At 42.7% G+C, this 18529-nt stretch carries 13 protein-coding genes, 1 tRNA gene and 1 riboswitch; of the genes, 13 read left to right on the top strand and 1 reads right to left on the bottom strand.

The features are described 5' to 3' along the window. The first annotated feature begins 320 nt into the window (after nucleotides 1–320). The 11 genes from DW125_RS12470 (at nucleotide 321) to thiC (ending at nucleotide 16087) form a co-directional block, all read left to right on the top strand. Nucleotides 321–2615 carry a protein translocase subunit SecDF gene (locus tag DW125_RS12470; RefSeq protein ID WP_021861553.1) on the top strand — a complete coding sequence of 765 codons (2295 nt, stop codon included), beginning with the start codon at nucleotides 321–323 and terminating at the stop codon, nucleotides 2613–2615. Nucleotides 2616–2743: 128 nt separating this feature from the next. Next, nucleotides 2744–4546: a single-stranded-DNA-specific exonuclease RecJ gene (locus tag DW125_RS12465; protein WP_021861552.1), complete on the top strand. Its 1803-nt coding sequence runs from the start codon at nucleotides 2744–2746 to the stop codon at nucleotides 4544–4546. A gap of 98 nt (nucleotides 4547–4644) precedes the next feature. Next, nucleotides 4645–5169, top strand: coding sequence for an adenine phosphoribosyltransferase (locus tag DW125_RS12460; RefSeq protein ID WP_021861551.1), 525 nt, complete (start codon nucleotides 4645–4647; stop codon nucleotides 5167–5169). 63 nt (nucleotides 5170–5232) lie between these two features. Continuing rightward, nucleotides 5233–7575, top strand: coding sequence for a RelA/SpoT family protein (locus DW125_RS12455; protein WP_021861550.1), 2343 nt, complete (start codon nucleotides 5233–5235; stop codon nucleotides 7573–7575). Between the two features lie 7 nt (nucleotides 7576–7582). Next, nucleotides 7583–8203: an MBL fold metallo-hydrolase gene (locus DW125_RS12450; RefSeq protein ID WP_117538348.1), complete on the top strand. Its 621-nt coding sequence runs from the start codon at nucleotides 7583–7585 to the stop codon at nucleotides 8201–8203. Nucleotides 8204–8220: 17 nt separating this feature from the next. Further along, nucleotides 8221–9636, top strand: a complete 1416-nt coding sequence (hemZ, locus tag DW125_RS12445; RefSeq protein WP_117538375.1) for a coproporphyrinogen dehydrogenase HemZ — start codon at nucleotides 8221–8223, stop codon at nucleotides 9634–9636. After that, complete coding sequence (hisS, locus tag DW125_RS12440; RefSeq protein WP_117538347.1) at nucleotides 9621–10883, top strand: histidine--tRNA ligase; 1263 nt, start codon at nucleotides 9621–9623, stop codon at nucleotides 10881–10883. Before hemZ ends, hisS begins: the two co-directional genes overlap by 16 nt. 27 nt (nucleotides 10884–10910) lie before the next feature. Beyond that, nucleotides 10911–12710, top strand: a complete 1800-nt coding sequence (gene aspS, locus DW125_RS12435) for an aspartate--tRNA ligase (RefSeq protein WP_117538346.1) — start codon at nucleotides 10911–10913, stop codon at nucleotides 12708–12710. Between the two features lie 7 nt (nucleotides 12711–12717). Next, entirely contained in the window at nucleotides 12718–12927 is a 210-nt protein-coding gene (locus tag DW125_RS12430; RefSeq protein ID WP_021861545.1) for a hypothetical protein, read from the top strand. Nucleotides 12928–12937: 10 nt separating this feature from the next. Next, a complete protein-coding gene (locus tag DW125_RS12425; protein ID WP_021861544.1) occupies nucleotides 12938–14494 on the top strand; it encodes an ABC-F family ATP-binding cassette domain-containing protein in 1557 nt (518 codons plus the stop codon). A 40-nt stretch (nucleotides 14495–14534) separates the two neighbouring features. Then, a riboswitch (TPP riboswitch) is annotated at nucleotides 14535–14646 on the top strand. 130 nt (nucleotides 14647–14776) lie between these two features. Continuing rightward, on the top strand, nucleotides 14777–16087 hold the full coding sequence (gene thiC, locus DW125_RS12420) for a phosphomethylpyrimidine synthase ThiC (RefSeq protein WP_021861543.1): 1311 nt from the start codon (nucleotides 14777–14779) through the stop codon (nucleotides 16085–16087). Between the two features lie 221 nt (nucleotides 16088–16308). On the opposite strand, the gene DW125_RS12415 is transcribed toward thiC, so the two are convergent. Next, nucleotides 16309–16381, bottom strand: a tRNA-Gly gene (locus tag DW125_RS12415). 262 nt (nucleotides 16382–16643) lie between these two features. Here DW125_RS12415 and DW125_RS12410 point away from each other — a divergent pair. After that, nucleotides 16644–17930 carry a homoserine dehydrogenase gene (locus DW125_RS12410; RefSeq protein WP_117538345.1) on the top strand — a complete coding sequence of 429 codons (1287 nt, stop codon included), beginning with the start codon at nucleotides 16644–16646 and terminating at the stop codon, nucleotides 17928–17930. 54 nt (nucleotides 17931–17984) lie between these two features. Next, nucleotides 17985–18416: a MarR family winged helix-turn-helix transcriptional regulator gene (locus DW125_RS12405; RefSeq protein ID WP_021861541.1), complete on the top strand. Its 432-nt coding sequence runs from the start codon at nucleotides 17985–17987 to the stop codon at nucleotides 18414–18416. Nucleotides 18417–18529: the final 113 nt, after the last annotated feature.

Below are 18529 nucleotides of genomic sequence, written 5' to 3'. Positions count from 1 at the left end.
AAGTAAGATAACGGAATACAATAAAGGAAAAATGAGCCTCTGATATCAGATGAAAAGCATGGTATCAGAAGCTTTTTGTTATGGCGACGAGGAAAATGCGTCATGCTTACATGACAGCATTTGACGACCGCTAATCAGCGGATAAAACGCGCAAAGCATGTTTTACCGCAGCCTGTGAATTGTTCGGTGAAATATAAGGAAAAGGTTTTCAATTTGGATAAATTGTGCTAAACTAACAAAGTGGACTGTATACGCTGAAAGCATATAATTTCAGACAGTGCAGTTTATGGAGTCGGAAAGAAAGGAAAGGTTTAGCAATTATGAAAAAGGGGAAGGGTATACTGAGTCTGATCTTGACGATCGTGCTGATTGGACTTCTGGGATTTACCACTGCTGTCGGATTCGGAAAAGGTCATACCGGTTCGGCACAGAATATCAAGCTCGGACTGGATCTGGCAGGCGGTGTCAGTATTACATATAAAGTAAAAGATGACAACCCGACAGACAGCGAGATGAATGATACGATCTACAAGTTGCAGAAGCGTGTAGAACAGTACAGTACAGAAGCTTCTGTTTACCAGGAAGGTAAAGACAGAATCAACATTGAGATTCCGGGTGTTTCCAATGCAAATGAGATTCTGGATGAACTTGGACAACCGGGTTCTTTGTATTTTATTTCACAGACAGACAGCAAAGGCAAAGCCAATTATAAACTTGTCAGCTCTACAGGAGATGCTGCGAAAGATTACAAGCTTTCAAAATCTCTGGAAGAAATGCAGAAAGACGGCTCTATTGTTCTGACAGGAACAGATGTCAAATCTGCAAAAGCACAGACGACAGAGAATCCGACAACAAAAGCAAAAGAGAATATTGTATCACTGACGTTTACAAAGGCAGGAACGAAGAAGTTTGCAGATGCTACGAAGAAAGCTTACAAAGCACGCGAGAGTATCGGTATTTACTACGACGGAGCATTTGTTAGTGTGCCGAATGTACAGAATGAGATTACAGATGGTTCTGCACAGATTTCAGGAAATATGACATTTGAAGAGGCAGACGGACTTGCTTCTACGATTCGTATCGGTGGACTGAAACTGGAATTGGAAGAACTCCGTTCCCAGGTTGTGGGAGCACAGCTCGGAGAGCAGGCAGTACATACAAGTTTAGTAGCAGGTGCGATCGGACTTGCGGTTGTGTTCCTGTTTATGTTATGGGTATATTACTTGCCGGGACTTGCGTCCGGACTTGCACTTCTGATTTATACAGGATTGGTAATGGTTATCCTGAATGCATTTGACATTACACTGACGTTACCGGGAATTGCAGGTATTATCCTGAGTATCGGTATGGCGGTGGATGCCAACGTTATCATCTTCGCTCGTGTGAAAGAAGAGATGACGGCAGGCAGAGGAGTGAAGAATTCACTGAAGACCGGATTCCACAAAGCGATGTCAGCGATCGTTGACGGTAACGTAACAACACTGATTGCAGCAGCAGTTCTGTGGTTTAAGGGTTCCGGTACAGTAAAAGGATTCGCACAGACACTTGCAATAGGTATCATTGTATCGATGTTTACAGCACTTGTTATCACACGTATGATCGTATATGCGTTCTATGGTGTCGGTATCAGAAACGAAAAATTCTACTATCGTCCATGGAAGAAGGAAAGAAAGACTATTGATTTCCTTGCAAAGAAAAAGTATTTCTTTACATTCTCAATTGCTGTTATGGTAATTGGACTTGGAATCATGGGATTCCATGCATCAAAAGGAGACGGAGCATTTGCATATGGTTTGGACTTCCAGGGTGGTACAGCTACGAATGTAACATTTAATGAGGACTACTCTATCAATGATATTGATGCGAAGATCGTACCTGTTGTAGAGAAGACAACCGGTGATCACAATGTTCAGACACAGAAAGTTGCCGGAACAAAACAGATTATCATCAAGACCGTTACATTAAGCTTAAAACAGCGTGAAGCGCTGAACAAAGCGATGGTAGATAACTTTAAAGTAGATGAATCTAAGATCACTGCAGAGAATATCAGCTCTACTGTAAGCAGTGAGATGCGTCAGGATGCAGTTATTGCGGTTATTATTGCAGCCATCTGTATGCTGTTGTATATCTGGTTCCGATTCAAAGATATCCGCTTTGCAACCAGTGCCGTACTTGCATTGCTACATGATGTAATAATCGTAATCATCTTCTACGGTGTTGTAAGAATTTCTGTAGGTAATACATTTATTGCGACAGTGCTTACAATTGTTGGATATTCGATCAACGCGACGATCGTTATCTTTGACCGAATCCGTGAAGAACTGCGTGGCAGAAAGAAAGCAGCAGATCTGGATATGCTTGTAAACAAGAGCATTACACAGACTTTGACAAGAAGTATTTATACCTCTCTGACAACGTTTGTTATGGTAGCAATCCTGTTTATTCTTGGTGTTAGTTCTATTAAGGAATTTGCTGCACCGCTGATGGTAGGTGTTGCATGGGGGGCTTACTCTTCTGTATGTATTACAGGTGCACTGTGGTATGTCATGAAGATGAAAATCGGTGCAAAAGCACAGCCTGCAAAACAGACGGGAGGCAAAAAGAAGAAAAAATAATACGGTTCCGATATAAGAACATAAGCAGCCATGACCATAGATCCTATGGTTGTGGCTGTTTCCTTACTGCCATCTGACTGTCAGAAGCGGAGGGCAGTTTATAAAAAAGAGAACTAAAGGAGAAGCAGATGGAACGCTGGGTATTACTTCGCAAAGGAGCAAAGTTTGAGGAACTGAGCGAAAAATTTCATATTAGTAAACAACTGGTAAGTCTGATCAGAAATCGGAATGTCATAGGAGAGGAAGCGATGGAGAAGTATCTTCATGGAACGATTTCAGATCTGTATGATGGCATGCTGTTAAAAGATATGAACAGAGCCATTGACATATTGACAGAGAAGATTGCGGATAAGAAGAAAATACGTGTGATCGGAGATTATGATATCGATGGTGTGAATGCAACGTATATTTTACTGGAAGGACTGGAAGGACTGGGAGCAGAGGTGGATTATGATATTCCAAACCGTATGACAGATGGCTACGGTCTGAGCAATGAGCTGATCGAGCGGGCGGCAAGTGCCGGAGTCGATACGATTCTCACCTGTGACAATGGCATTGCCGCCAGGAAAGAGATCGCATATGCGAAAGAACTTGGCATGACTGTGATCGTAACAGATCATCATGAAGTGCCTTATGAAGATGAGCAAAAACAGGAAGAAAAAGATCAGACTGCGGAAATGACTTATAAAGGTAAAAGAAAATATATTCTTCCGCCGGCAGATGCAGTCATTGACCCGAAACAGCCGGACTGCAATTATCCTTATGAGGGGATCTGCGGAGCAACAGTTGCATACAAGTTGATGGAAGCATTGTATGAGGTGACAGGACATGATGTGGATGATATCGATTACCTTATAGAAAATGTTGCAATGGCAACGATTGGTGATGTGATGGATCTGGAAGATGAAAACCGGATCTTTGTGCGGGAAGGTCTTGAAATGCTAAAGCGGACTGCCAATCCGGGGATGCGTTCGCTTATGGAATGCAATGGAATTGAAAAGGAGCGGCTGAATTCCTATCATATCGGTTTTGTGATCGGACCGTGTCTCAATGCCGGAGGAAGGCTGGATACGGCAAAACGCGCACTGGAGCTTTTGCGGGCGAAGAACAAAAAAGAAGCAGATGTTCTGGCAGGAGATCTGAAGGCACTGAATGACAGCCGGAAAGATCTGACTGCGAAAGCCGTGAAAGAAGCGATTGAATATATAGAACACTCCACATTAAAAGAAGATAAAGTACTGGTAGTGTATCTGCCGGAATGTCATGAGAGTCTGGCGGGAATTGTGGCAGGAAAGATCCGGGAAAAATACTACAGGCCAGTCTTTGTTATCACGGACGCTAAAGAAGGAGCAAAAGGCTCCGGCAGATCGATTGAAGCTTATTATATGTATGAGAAACTTCATGAGTGTGAAGAACTTCTGGATAAATATGGTGGACATAAGATGGCGGCGGGACTGTCCCTTCCGGTGGAGAATATCGATAAGCTGCGCAGAAAACTGAATGAGAAATGTATGCTGAGTGAGAAGGATCTTTCGGAAAAGATAACAATTGATATGCAATTGCCATTTTCCAAGATATCGCCGAAGTTTATCGATGAGATCAAATTGCTGGAGCCATTCGGTAAAGGTAATACCAAGCCGGTATTTGCAGAAAAAAATCTGGTAATACGCAGCGCGAGGGTTCTTGGACGCAACAAAAATGTATTGAAAATGCGTCTGGAAAATGCAGAGCATGTCATATTGGATGCGGTTTATTTTGGTGAAGTAGAGAAGTTTATCGGTTACCTGGAGGAAAAATATGGAAAACAGGAAGTAACAGAGCTTCTTACAGGCGGCAGAAGCCAGATGACAATCCAGGCAACCTTTTATCCGGAAATCAACGATTATCTGGGCAGAAAAACATTGCAGATTGTAGTGATGCATTATCGGTAAATGGGATCATAGGTGAATATCTATAGAATTATTTGAAAATCATATCAAGTAATGATATACTAATTTTGTATTTTATCATGAAACGGAGAAGATGCATTATGAAACAGATAGAAGAATATGTAAGAAGTATTGAGGATTTTCCGGAAGAAGGTATCATCTTCCGTGATGTAACAAGTGTGTTACAGGACGCAGACGGACTGCATTTGGCAATTGATCTGATGCAGGAGAAGTTAAAAGAATTAGATTTTGATATCGTTGTTGGACCGGAATCCAGGGGATTTATTTTCGGTGTTCCGATTGCATATAATTTACACAAGCCATTCGTGCCAATCCGCAAAAAAGGCAAATTACCATGCGAGACCATAGGAATCAAGTATGATCTTGAATATGGAAGCGCCGAACTGGAGATGCACAGAGATGCGATTAAACCAGGGCAAAAAGTTGTGATCATTGACGATCTTATTGCAACAGGAGGAACGAATGAAGCGATGGTCAAGCTGGTCGAAGGACTTGGCGGTGTTGTAGTGAAAGCAGTATTCCTGATGGAACTGGCAGGACTCAAAGGCCGTGAGCGTCTGAAAGGATATGACGTAGAGTCTGTAATCTGCTATCCGGGCAAGTAATCCGTAATATAAGGTAGAACAGACAGATAAAGGAAAGAGAAATCAGAGGAAGGAGGCGTTAATATGTCAAAGACAACGTATGAGTCATTGGATAATAAGATTGCGGCAAGCACTCTTACCAAAGATCTTACAAAAGGGCTGGATGTTGTGGATGGTCATGGGATTAAGAAGCCGGGTGAGTATGAGAACCCGGACGAGCTGTATGACATGTTAATTGCCCGTATCCGGAAGTACCATCCGTCTACGGATGTCAGTATGATTGAAAAAGCATATGCTCTGGCGAAAGAGGCACACGGAGACCAGTGCCGTAAGTCCGGAGAACCATATATTGTGCATCCGCTCTGGGTTGCGATCATTCTGGCAAATCTGGAGATGGATAAAGAGACGATTGCAGCAGGAATGTTACATGATGTCGTAGAGGATACAAAATATACAGAAGAAGATATCAAACGTGAATTTGGAGATGAAGTAGCACTTCTTGTAGATGGAGTTACAAAACTCGGACGATTATCCTATTCTTCCGATAAACTGGAAGTACAGGCGGAGAATCTCCGTAAGATGTTTCTTGCCATGGCAAAAGACATCCGTGTTATCATTATCAAATTGGCTGACCGTCTGCATAACATGCGGACACTGCAGTTTATGACTCCTGCAAAGCAGAAGGAAAAAGCAAAAGAGACGATGGATATATATGCACCAATCGCCCAGAGACTTGGTATTTCCAAGATCAAGACTGAGCTGGATGACCTGGCACTCAAATATTCACAGCCGGAAGTCTTTTTTGATCTGGTGAATCAGATCAATGCAAGAAAAACAGAACGTGAAGAATTTGTAGATCAGATCGTTCAGGAAGTATCGACACATATGAAGAATGCCAATATCAAATGTGAAGTGAACGGACGTGTCAAGCATTTCTTCAGTATTTATAAGAAGATGGTCAATCAGGACAAGACCGTAGATCAGATCTACGATTTGTTTGCAGTCCGTATTATTGTAGATTCTGTGAAGGACTGTTATGCGGCGCTTGGTGTCATCCATGAGATGTATACACCGATTCCGGGACGTTTCAAGGATTATATTGCAATGCCAAAACCAAACATGTACCAGTCGCTACATACGACACTGATGAGTTCTGTGGGACAGCCATTTGAGATACAGATCCGTACGGTTGAGATGCATAAGACAGCAGAGTATGGTATCGCAGCACACTGGAAATATAAGGAATCCAACGATGGCAAGAAGAGTGTGGAGGCACAGGAAGAAGAGAAGTTAAGCTGGCTTCGTCAGATTCTGGAATGGCAGAGAGATATGTCAGATAACAGAGAGTTCTTGAATCTGATCAAAGGAGATCTGGATCTGTTTGCGGAAGATGTTTATTGCTTTACACCGCAGGGAGATGTCAAAAACCTTCCGAACGGATCAACACCGATTGATTTCGCTTATGCGATTCATAGTGCTGTCGGTAATAAGATGGTCGGTGCCAGAGTCAACGGTAAACTTGTAAATATAGACTATAAGATCCAGAACGGTGACCGTATTGAGATACTGACATCCCAGAACTCCAAAGGACCGAGTCGTGACTGGCTGAATATCGTTAAGAGTACACAGGCGAAGAACAAGATCAATCAATGGTTCAAGAAGGAGTTTAAAGAGAGCAATATCATAAAAGGAAAAGAGATGATCGTTGCTTACTGTAAAGCCAAATCCATCAATGTTTCCCATATTACGAATATGAAATACCAGGAGACGGTACAGAGAAAATATGGTTTCAAAGATTGGGATTCTGTGCTTGCGGCGATTGGTCATGGAGGCCTAAAAGAAGGACAGGTTGTAAATCGACTGGTAGAAGAATACAGCAAGGAACACAAGCAGGAGCTTACCGATGAGAGTGTACTGGAGAAGGTTGCGGAAGCGTCCAAGAATAAAGTGCACATTGCCAAATCCAAGAGTGGAATTGTGGTTAAGGGGATAGATGATGTTGCAGTTCGTTTTTCCAGATGCTGTAATCCGGTTCCGGGTGATGAGATTGTTGGTTTTGTTACACGTGGAAGAGGATTATCTATCCACAGGACAGACTGTATCAATATGATTCATCTGACAGAATCTGAACGTGCAAGACTGATTGATGCTGAATGGGAAAGTGACGTTACACAGGAAGCGACCGGACAGTACCTTGCAGAGATCAAGATGTATGCACATGACAGACAGGGATTTTTAATGGAGATGTCCAAGATCTTTACAGAGGCAGATGTGGATGTCAAATCTATGAATGTGCGTACAAGCAAGCAGGGAACTGCGACGATCGAGACAGGATTTATTGTTCATGGCAGAGACGAATTAGAGCATATTGTGAAGAAACTGCGCCAGATCGAGGGCGTGATCGATATTGAAAGAACGACGGGGTAAAACTGGAATGAAAATAGAAAAATTTGTAACAGGTATTATCAGCACGAATTGTTATCTTGTGATAAATGAAGAGACAAAGCATGCGGTCATTATTGATCTGGCTGCTTTTCCGCGAGCTCTGAAGAATTATATCGAAGAAGAGAATATTACGGTGGAAGCAATTCTGCTGACACATGCACATTTTGACCATATAATGGGGATTGATGATTTTAAGAAAGTTTATGATGTTCCTGTCTATGTAGAAGAACATGATGCGGATCTTTTGACGGATGCAAGACTGAACCAGTCATTGACTTATACCAATGGTTATACATTTGCCGGAGCGAAGACTGTGAAGGACGGAGACGTTCTTACATTTGCCGGATATGATTTCCGGGTGCTCCACACACCGGGTCATACGATGGGATGTTGCTGTTACTATGTAGAATCTGAGAATGTGCTGTTCAGCGGTGATACGCTATTCCAGAATTCTGTCGGACGTACAGATTTTGAAAACAGCAGCACATCGGCGATCGTCCGTTCTGTAAGAGAAAAATTATTCCTTTTACCGGATGAGACACATGTGTACCCGGGTCATATGGGAGAGACGATGATCGGACATGAGAAAACACACAATCCATATGTGTAAGATGGATGGGAGAAAAGATGATGGAAATTATATGTTGTAACGAATCATACACGTATAATGCGTATCATATTATGAAGGCTTTTTATCCAGCCGGGAACATGGTGGCCCGGGTGGACGAAAAAGCCTCTAATTATGTAGAGGCGGTTCTCCCGGATGGAAGCAGGCTTGCCATTTCCAGAGAAAAAGAACTGACAAAGAAGGAACTTGATCGTGCATTATACAGAAAACTGAAAGAAATAACCGGACGTTCCCTTGCGTGGGGTGTCCTTACCGGAGTGCGTCCGACAAAAATCGCTATGAAAAAACTGGAGGAAGGAATGGATAAAAGCGCTTTTGTCCAGTGGTTTCAAAAAGAAAATTTGGCGAGTGAAGAGAAAACTATTCTTGCATGGGAAATCGCAAACCGGGAGAAAGAATTACTTGACAGACTGGATTATGAAAATGGATACAGTCTGTATGTCGGAATTCCATTTTGCCCAAGTGTCTGTAGCTACTGTTCCTTTAGCTCAGGCGCACTGTTTGACTGGAAAGACAGTGTGGAAGCATATTTAGATGCACTGTGCAAAGAACTTGCTTACATCGGAAAGGTATCCGTGGAGAAGAAATTAAATACGATTTATATTGGCGGAGGTACACCGACTACACTAACTGCCGGACAGTTGAAGAGACTGTTAGACTGTATCGATACATATTTTTCAAGAGAGTATCTTCTGGAATATACCGTAGAGGCTGGCAGACCGGATAGTATTACACCGGAAAAGCTACAGGTAATTGCGGAGCATGGAATCAGCAGGATTTCTATTAATCCACAGACAATGCAGCAGAAAACGCTGGATCTGATTGGCAGAAAACATACTGTTTCACAGATCCGTGATGCATATCATACGGCAAGAAGTCTTGGATTTGACAATATTAATATGGATTTGATCGCAGGACTTCCGGGTGAGACACTTGCGGATATGGAAGATACGCTTTCACAGATTAAAGAACTGGAACCGGACAGCCTGACAGTACATTCTCTTGCAATCAAGCGTGCTGCAAAGATGGGACGGTCTGATGAAAAACCTTCTGTCGGCCCAGATACAAAAGAGATGGTAGATGAAGCAAGACGCGTGGCAAAAGAGATGGGACTTTTGCCATATTATTTGTACCGGCAGAAGAATATTGCCGGAAATTTTGAAAATGTAGGTTATGCAAAGGTTGACAAAGCCGGAATTTACAATATACTTATTATGGAAGAAAAACAATCCATTATCGCTGCAGGTGCAGGCGCATCGACGAAGATCGTATTAAAGAACCCGGTGCCGGTACAGGGCAGCAAAAAGAAAAAAGAAACAAATCTGATTCGGCTGGAGAATGTAAAAGCAATCGACGCGTATATCCAGAGGATTGATGAAATGATAGAACGAAAAGGAGAATGGCTATGGCATTAAAGAAGAAACCGGTTACCGGCATGAAGGACATCCTTCCTGCAGAGATGGAGATCCGTGATTATCTGATCGGTCTTATTAAAAAAACTTACAAGAGTTTTGGATTTACGTCAATGGAGACACCATGTGTAGAGCATATTGAAAATCTGTGCAGCAAGCAGGGCGGAGATAATGAGAAGCTGATCTTCAAGATTATGAAGAGAGGCGAGAAGTTAAAGATTGATCAGGCAAAAGAGGAAAATGATCTGGCAGACGGAGGTCTGCGTTATGATCTGACAGTTCCGCTTGCAAGATATTATGCTAACCATTCCAATGAGCTTCCGGCACCTTTCAAGGCGCTGCAGATTGGTAATGTATGGAGAGCTGACCGTCCGCAGAAAGGACGTTTTCGTCAGTTTATGCAGTGTGATATTGATATTTTAGGTGAAGCATCTGCACTGGCAGAGATCGAGTTGATCCTTGCGACAACAGCAATGCTTGGCAAGCTGGATTTCAAGAATTTTACAGTTTGTATCAATGATCGTGGAATTTTAAGAGCAATGGCTGCATACAGCGGATTCAAAGAGGAAGATTACGATGAAGTTTTCATTATTTTAGATAAGATGGACAAGATCGGTGCAGAAGGTGTAGAAAATGAGCTGATCGAGATGGGCTATGCAAAAGAAAACGTAGAGACATATCTGAAACTTTTTGATGAAGTAAGCGCAGATGTAACAGGAATCCATTATCTGAAAGAAAAGTTAGGAGAATATCTGCCGGAGGAGACTGCACAGAGTATGGAACTGATCATGTCAAGTGTGGAAGAGGCAAAAGAGTGCGAATTTAATCTGAAATTTACACCGACACTGGTGCGTGGACAGTCTTATTATACAGGAACAATCTTTGAAGTAACAATGGATGACTTCGGAGGTTCCGTAGCAGGTGGCGGAAGATACGATAGGATGATCGGTAAATTTACCGGACAGGATACGCCGGCATGCGGATTCTCTATCGGATTTGAGAGAATCGTTATGCTGCTTCTGGAAAATGGATACAAAGTTCCGGCAGCAAAAGAGAAAAAGGCATACCTTCTGGAGAAGAAGCTTCCAAAAGAAAGTATGTTAAAAGTACTTGCAATGGCGAAAAAAGACAGAGAAGAAGGAAAACAGGTACTGATCGTCAATATGAAGAAAAACAAGAAGTTCCAGAAAGAACAACTTACAGGGGAAGGCTATGCAGATATTGTAGACTGCTACGCAGACCGTCTGTAGAATATAGAGAAGAAAAGGAGAAGGATCATGGCAGAATCAATGCAGGGATTAAAAAGAACTCATAGATGTGCCGAGTTATCTGCAGCGAATGCAGGTGAAACTGTGACAATCATGGGCTGGGTACAGAAAAACCGTAACAAAGGAGGTCTCGTATTTATTGACGTCAGAGACCGTTCCGGAATCATTCAGGTTGTATGCGAAGAAGGCAAGACGGATGCAGCGCTGATCGAAAAGGCCGCGAAGCTTCGTTCGGAATATGTAGTAGCTGTTGTAGGTAAAGTGGAAAAACGTTCCGGCGCAGTTAATAAAAATCTGGCAACCGGAGAGATTGAGATCATTCCGGAAGAATTACGTGTACTTTCCGAGTCTGAGACACCACCGTTCCAGATTGAAGAAAATTCAAAGACAAAAGAAGAGATTCGTCTGAAATACAGATATCTGGATCTGAGAAGACCGGATATGCAGAGGAACCTGATGATGCGAAGCAAAGTTGCGACATTAACCCGTCAGTTTCTCGCAGAAGAAGGATTTATGGAGATTGAGACTCCGATCCTGATCAAGAGTACACCGGAAGGAGCAAGAGATTATCTTGTACCAAGCCGTGTGCATCAGGGACATTTTTATGCACTCCCGCAGTCACCACAGCTTTTCAAACAGCTTTTGATGTGTTCCGGATGTGACCGTTATTTCCAGATTGCAAAATGTTTCCGTGATGAGGACTTAAGAGCAGACCGTCAGCCGGAATTTACACAAATTGATATGGAGCTTTCTTTTGTTGACGTAGATGATGTAATTGAAGTAAATGAACGTCTTCTCGCAAAATTATTTAAAGAAGTTCTTGGTGTTGAAGTATCACTGCCGATTCAGAGAATGACATGGCAGGAAGCAATGGATCGTTTCGGTTCTGATAAGCCGGATATCCGTTTCGGAATGGAACTTCAGAACGTAACAGAAGTTGTAAAAGACTTTGATTTCGTTGTGTTTAAAAGTGCGATTGAAAATGGCGGAACTGTCCGTGGCATCAACGCCAAAGGACAGGGTAGCATGGCAAGAAAGAAAATTGACAAACTGGTTGATTTTGCAAAAGACTATGGCGCAAAAGGACTTGCATATATTGCAATCCACGAAGATGGAACTGTAAAATCCTCATTCGCCAAATTTATGACAGAAGAGCAGCAGGCTTCTTTGATCCAGGCAATGGGTGGAGAGAATGGAGACTTACTTCTGTTTGCAGCAGATAAAAATAAAGTTGTATGGGATGTTCTTGGTGCACTGCGTCTGGAACTTGCCCGTCAGATGGAATTGTTGGATAAGAATGAGTACAAATTCCTCTGGGTAACAGAGTTCCCATTACTTGAGTGGAACGATGAACAGAATCGCTTTACAGCGATGCATCATCCATTTACTATGCCGATGGAAGAAGATCTTCAGTATATTGACAGTGATCCGGGAAGAGTTCGTGCAAAGGCATATGATATTGTGCTGAACGGTAACGAGATCGGTGGAGGAAGTGTACGTATCTTCAATCAGGATATTCAGAGCAAGATGTTTGAAGTTCTCGGGTTCACACCGGAGCAGGCACAAGAGCAGTTTGGATTCCTGCTTGAAGCATTCAAATACGGAGTTCCGCCGCACGCAGGACTGGCATACGGACTGGATCGTCTTGTTATGCTTATGGCAAAGCAGGACAGCATCCGTGATGTGATCGCATTTCCGAAAGTAAAAGACGCATCTGATCTTATGACAGAAGCTCCGTCACCGGTTGATGCAAAGCAGTTAGATGAGCTGGGACTTGAAGTGGAAGAAAATGCCCAGGAACAGGAGTAGAGAGTATATGGAACATCCATCTATTGCTGATGAAACACTCAGAGAGAAGATAAAAGAAATCGAACAGATTCTTGCATTATATAAAGAAGGCAAAACAATAATAGAAATTGCCGGCTCGCTTGATTTCGCACAGTCGTATGTCCAGGACGTACTGCTGTGCGTGCAGGCTTCGGCTGAGGAAGACCCGGCAGCGATTGCAATGCTGCTGGAGGGGTAGGAGATTTTCTATGAGTATATTAAACGTGGAACATCTGACACATGGCTTTGGAGACAGAGCCATTTTCTCAGATGTTTCTTTTCGGTTATTAAAAGGTGAACATATCGGGCTGGTAGGAGCCAATGGAGAAGGAAAGTCTACATTCATGAACATTGTGACTGGAAAACTGACGCCGGATGAAGGAAAAGTAGAATGGTCGAAAAACGTACATGCAGGATATCTGGATCAGCATGCGGTGCTGAAAAAAGGCATGACAATCCGGGAAGTTCTAAAATCTGCATTTGACAGTCTTCTGCAGAAAGAAATCCGCATGAATGAGATATGCGATCTGCTTGGCACAGCAGATGATGCACAGATGGCAGAATTAATGGAAGAACTTGGAACAATTCAGGATGAGCTGACTTTGCATGATTTTTATACAATTGATGCAAAGGTAGAAGAAGTGGCAAGAGCGCTGGGACTTCTGGATCTTGGATTAGACCGTGATGTTACAGACTTAAGTGGCGGGCAGCGCACCAAAGTTCTGCTGGCAAAATTATTGCTGGAGAAACCAGACATTCTGCTTCTGGATGAGCCAACTAATTATCTCGATGAAGAACATATTGCATGGCTGAAACGCTATTTGCAGGAATATGAAAATGCATTTATACTGATCTCGCACGATATCCCATTTCTCAATGATGTGGTGAATATTATTTATCATATGGAAAATCAGGAACTGAACCGTTATGTGGGCGATTATGACCATTTTCAGGAAGTTTATGCAGTAAAGAAGGCACAGCTGGAAGCAGCATACCGCAGACAGCAGCAGGAGATTAGTGAGTTGAAAGATTTTGTGGCACGGAATAAAGCGCGTGTATCGACAAGAAATATGGCAATGTCCAGACAGAAAAAACTGGATAAAATGGATGTGATCGAGCTTGCGGCAGAAAAGCCGAAGCCGGAATTTCATTTCCGTTATGGACGCACGCCGGGAAAAATGCTTTTTGAGACAAAAGATCTTGTGATCGGTTATGATGAACCATTATCGAAAAAACTGAATTTTTCGATGGAACGGGGACAGAAAATTGCTCTTGTCGGAACGAACGGAATTGGAAAGACAACACTTCTTAAAAGTATTCTCGGACTGCTTCCTTCTCTGAAAGGGGAATGTGAACTGGGAGAGAATCTGGAACTTGGATATTTTGAGCAGGAAGTAAAAGGGGAGAATAAAAATACCTGTATCGAAGAGTTATGGGAAGAATTTCCGTCTTTTACACAGTATGAAGTGCGTTCTGCGCTTGCAAAATGCGGGCTTACGACAAAGCATATCGAAAGTCAGGTCCGTGTTCTGAGTGGTGGAGAACAGGCGAAAGTCCGTCTTTGTAAACTGATCAACCGTGACACGAATTTTCTGCTTCTGGATGAGCCGACCAATCATCTGGACGTAGACGCCAAGGATGCACTGAAAAAAGCACTTCAGGAATACCGCGGAAGTATTCTTTTAATCTGTCATGAACCGGAATTTTATAAAGATGTCGTGCAGGAAGTCTGGGACATGAGCAAATGGACAACGAAGATATTTTAGGTTGACATTTACAGAGAGCAAAACTATAATTAAATATACAATTTAATGTTACAGGGAGCTGGTACAAAGCTGGCTGAGAGGAAACTATAATTTGTTTCGACCTATAACCTGATTTGGATAATGCCAACGTAGGGAAGAATTACGGAAGAGAAGAGATGCCTGCGCATCTCTTTTTATACGAAAACGTTTTTTGCGGTGGCAGAAGCGTTTTTTTTATGGAATAGGAAAATGCGCCATGCTTACATGGCAGAAAAAAGATTTTATTTACAGGAGGATGATCCAATGAGAAATTACACAACACAGATGGATGCGGCAAGAAAGGGAATTGTTACACCAGAACTGGAAAAAGTTGCAGAAAAAGAAAAGATGACAGTAGAAGAATTACAGAAACTGGTTGCTGAAGGAAAGGTAGCGATCTGTGCAAACAAGAATCATACCTGTCTGGATCCGGAAGGGGTAGGAAGTATGCTCCGTACAAAGATTAATGTCAATCTTGGCGTTTCCAGAGACTGTAAAGACTATGACATTGAGATGGAAAAGGTCATGAGTGCGGTAAATCTTGGCGCAGAGGCGATCATGGATCTGTCCAGCCACGGAAATACGCAGCCATTCCGCCGCAAACTGACAAGTGAATGTCCGGTTATGATCGGTACAGTTCCGGTATATGACAGTGTGATCCATTATCAGAGAGACCTTGCTACTTTATCAGCAAAAGATTTTGTAGATGTTATCCGTATGCATGCAGAAGACGGGGTAGATTTTGTAACGCTGCATTGCGGAATCACAAGAAAAACGATTGAGCAGATCAAAAAGCATAAGAGAAAAATGAACATTGTAAGCCGTGGTGGAAGTCTTGTATTTGCGTGGATGTGCATGACTGGAGAAGAAAACCCGTTCTACGAATATTATGATGAGATCCTGGACATCTGCGAAGAGTATGATGTTACAATTTCTCTGGGAGATGCATGCAGACCGGGATGTCTGGCAGACGCAACGGATGTATGCCAGATCGAAGAACTGGTACGCCTTGGCGAACTGACAAAGCGTGCATGGGATCACAATGTCCAGGTTATGGTAGAGGGACCGGGACATGTGCCGCTTGATCAGGTCGCAGCAAATATGCAGGTGCAGAAGAGTATTTGTATGGGAGCACCGTTCTATGTATTAGGACCTCTCGTTACAGACATCGCACCGGGATATGATCATATTACTGCCGCTATCGGTGGCGCTGTGGCTGCTATGAACGGAGCTGCATTCCTCTGTTATGTAACACCGGCAGAACATCTGGCACTTCCGAATGTTGATGATGTAAAACAGGGAATCATTGCTTCCAAGATCGCAGCACATGCGGCTGATATTGCCAAAGGTGTCAGAGGAGCAAGAGATATTGATGATAAGATGGGTGACGCGAGAAGAAAGCTTGACTGGGAAGCACAGTATGCATGCGCACTGGATCCTGATACAGCAAGAGCAATCCGTGACAGCAGAAGTCCGGAAGATGACCACAGCGATACATGCAGTATGTGTGGAAAATTCTGCGCAGTCCGCAGTATGAATAAAGCGCTGGCAGGAGAATATATTGATATTCTGTAAATATTCAGAATTATAAAAAACTGCAGCAAGGTGTCTGGTTATGGACATCTTGCTGCAGTTTTTTATATAACAAGAAATTGTATTTTCTATTATAAATAATAGCCTCCGGGACAATGCGAGCTCGATGAGGCACATTCGTCAAATACAGTGCAAGCAAAAATCTGTACTTGGGTTCACCGTATATGCAAAAAAGGAACTGCAAACTGCAATTCCTCTTCAAGAGCGACAGACGGGGTTCGAACCCGCGACCCCGACCTTGGCAAGGTCGTACTCTACCAACTGAGCCACTGTCGCATATCTTAAGTTGTTGTTCTGTGTTATGTGTTCCTCAGAACAATACATACTATACTACGTGAATTAGTTTTTGTCAACACTTTTTTAAAAAAAGTTTTTTGAATTTTCTAATTTTCGCAAATGCTTATAAAACATGCAATGATAAAAAGATGTTATTATAGAACATTTTTGACTATATCCACCAGATAATGCTATAATAAAATTGATTGTGATGTCTGTAAAGACGTCATAAAAATACAGGAAAGAATGAGGGTAGGGATATATGGCAGAATGTAAGAAAATAAAGGCAGCACTCCTCGGATTAGGAACCGTGGGCGGCGGTGTTTATAAACTGGTTCAAAGACAGAAAGAAGAAATGGTAAAAAAATCAGGAGCGAATCTTGAGATTACAAGAATCCTCGTACATAATATGAACAAACAAAGAGAAGGCGTAGATGCCTCTCTTCTGACAGATAACTGGAAAGAAATAGTAGAAGACCCGGAGATTTCTATTGTGATTGAAGTAATGGGAGGAATCGAACCGGCGAAGACGATGATTCTGGAAGCACTCTGCGCAGGGAAGAATGTAGTGACTGCGAATAAAGATCTGGTGGCAGTGCACGGAAGAGAATTACTGGATGCAGCACAGGAAAATCAGGTTGATTTCCTCTTTGAGGCGGCTGTTGCAGGCGGTATCCCGATCATTCGTCCGCTGAAACAGTGTCTTGCAGCGAATGAGATTGATGAAGTGATCGGTATCGTGAACGGAACAACAAACTACATCCTGACAAAGATGTTTGAGGATGGCATGGACTTTTCAGAAGCGCTGGCAAAAGCGACAGAGCTTGGATATGCGGAAGCAGATCCGACTGCGGATGTTGAAGGTCTGGATGCTGGAAGAAAAGTTGCAATCTTAGCTTCCATTGCATTTCATTCCAGAGTTGTATTTGACGATGTATACACAGAAGGAATTACAAAGATATCTGCGAAGGATGTCGCATATGCAAAAGAATTTGGCAGTGTGATCAAGCTTCTCGGAGTGGCACATAACAGAGAAGATGGTATTGAGGTTGCAGTTTATCCGATGATGCTGCCGAAGAATCATCCGCTTGCATCTGTCAGAGATTCCTTTAATGCGGTTTTTGTACACGGAGATGCATTAGATGATGCGATGTTTTACGGAAGAGGCGCCGGAGAGCTTCCAACAGCCAGTGCTGTTATGGGAGATGTGATCGACATTATCCGCGATATCCAGTTCTCATGTACCGGACGAATCAGCTGTACCTGCTACAAGAATACACCGGTCAAGAGTTCAGATGATGTGAAAAATAAATTCTTTGTACGCATGCAGGTAACAAACAAACCGGGCGTTCTTGCACGAATCGCCAGCATGTTCGGTGAGCACAAAGTCAGCATTTCCAAAGTGATCCAGAAGGTCATTACAGACGGAGTCGCTGAACTTGTTATCGTAACGGAAGCAGTAAAAGAGTATCATATGCAGGATGCGTTGATGCATTTAAGAGAGATGGATACGACACAGGAAATCAGCAGTGTGATTCGTGAGTATTAAAAGTCGGATATATTTATAAGAAAGCCGGGAAGTTCATGAGGAGGGAAACATAAGATGCGGGAGAGAACGACGCTTGGATTTTTGTTTAAGCAGATCAGCACAATTTACGAAAAAGAATTTAACCGCAAACTACGTACGCTGGGAATCACAGCTTCACAGTGTGCGGTGCTGGATTATTTATTTACAAGCAGAAAAGAGCATGTAACCCAGAGAGATATTGAAAAAGCGCTGAGTCTGCGTAATCCGACTGTGACAGGACTTATGAAACGACTGGATGAAAAAGGATTTATCCTTGTAGTACCGAGCAACGAAGATAAGCGTTGCAAGAACATTTACCTGACTGAGAAAGCATATGATATTCAGAGGAGGATGGAAACAGACCGGAAGAAACTGGATAAGATGCTGACACTGGGAATGAATAAAAAAGAAGTAGAAGCATTGAAAAAGATGCTGGATCGTGTACTGTATAATATAGCCGAGCCTTAGAGGCCGGCTTTTTTTATTGTTTTTCTGTAATACATGAGCTGACTTTACATAGATTTAACATAGATTTCATCTGATTTGCATGTGCATTCGCTAAAATAGCAACGATAGTAAAT

This window comes from Dorea sp. AM10-31 (assembly GCF_003435815.1).
Classification (GTDB): Bacteria; Bacillota; Clostridia; order Lachnospirales; family Lachnospiraceae; genus Dorea_D; species Dorea_D hominis.
This window is presented reverse-complemented; position numbering and strand designations above follow the sequence as displayed.

Bases quoted from the DNA above. Each gene is read 5' to 3' on its own strand.
- DW125_RS12470 (WP_021861553.1), top strand. From the start codon at position 321: ATGAAAAAGGGGAAGGGTATACTGAGTCTGATCTTGACGATCGTGCTG.
- DW125_RS12455 (WP_021861550.1), top strand. From the start codon at position 5,233: ATGTCAAAGACAACGTATGAGTCATTGGATAATAAGATTGCGGCAAGC.
- aspS (WP_117538346.1), top strand. From the start codon at position 10,911: ATGGCAGAATCAATGCAGGGATTAAAAAGAACTCATAGATGTGCCGAG.
- thiC (WP_021861543.1), top strand. From the start codon at position 14,777: ATGAGAAATTACACAACACAGATGGATGCGGCAAGAAAGGGAATTGTT.
- DW125_RS12410 (WP_117538345.1), top strand. From the start codon at position 16,644: ATGGCAGAATGTAAGAAAATAAAGGCAGCACTCCTCGGATTAGGAACC.
- hisS (WP_117538347.1), top strand. From the start codon at position 9,621: ATGGCTATGGCATTAAAGAAGAAACCGGTTACCGGCATGAAGGACATC.
- DW125_RS12450 (WP_117538348.1), top strand. From the start codon at position 7,583: ATGAAAATAGAAAAATTTGTAACAGGTATTATCAGCACGAATTGTTAT.
- hemZ (WP_117538375.1), top strand. From the start codon at position 8,221: ATGATGGAAATTATATGTTGTAACGAATCATACACGTATAATGCGTAT.
- DW125_RS12425 (WP_021861544.1), top strand. From the start codon at position 12,938: ATGAGTATATTAAACGTGGAACATCTGACACATGGCTTTGGAGACAGA.
- DW125_RS12430 (WP_021861545.1), top strand. From the start codon at position 12,718: ATGGAACATCCATCTATTGCTGATGAAACACTCAGAGAGAAGATAAAA.
- DW125_RS12460 (WP_021861551.1), top strand. From the start codon at position 4,645: ATGAAACAGATAGAAGAATATGTAAGAAGTATTGAGGATTTTCCGGAA.
- DW125_RS12405 (WP_021861541.1), top strand. From the start codon at position 17,985: ATGCGGGAGAGAACGACGCTTGGATTTTTGTTTAAGCAGATCAGCACA.
- DW125_RS12465 (WP_021861552.1), top strand. From the start codon at position 2,744: ATGGAACGCTGGGTATTACTTCGCAAAGGAGCAAAGTTTGAGGAACTG.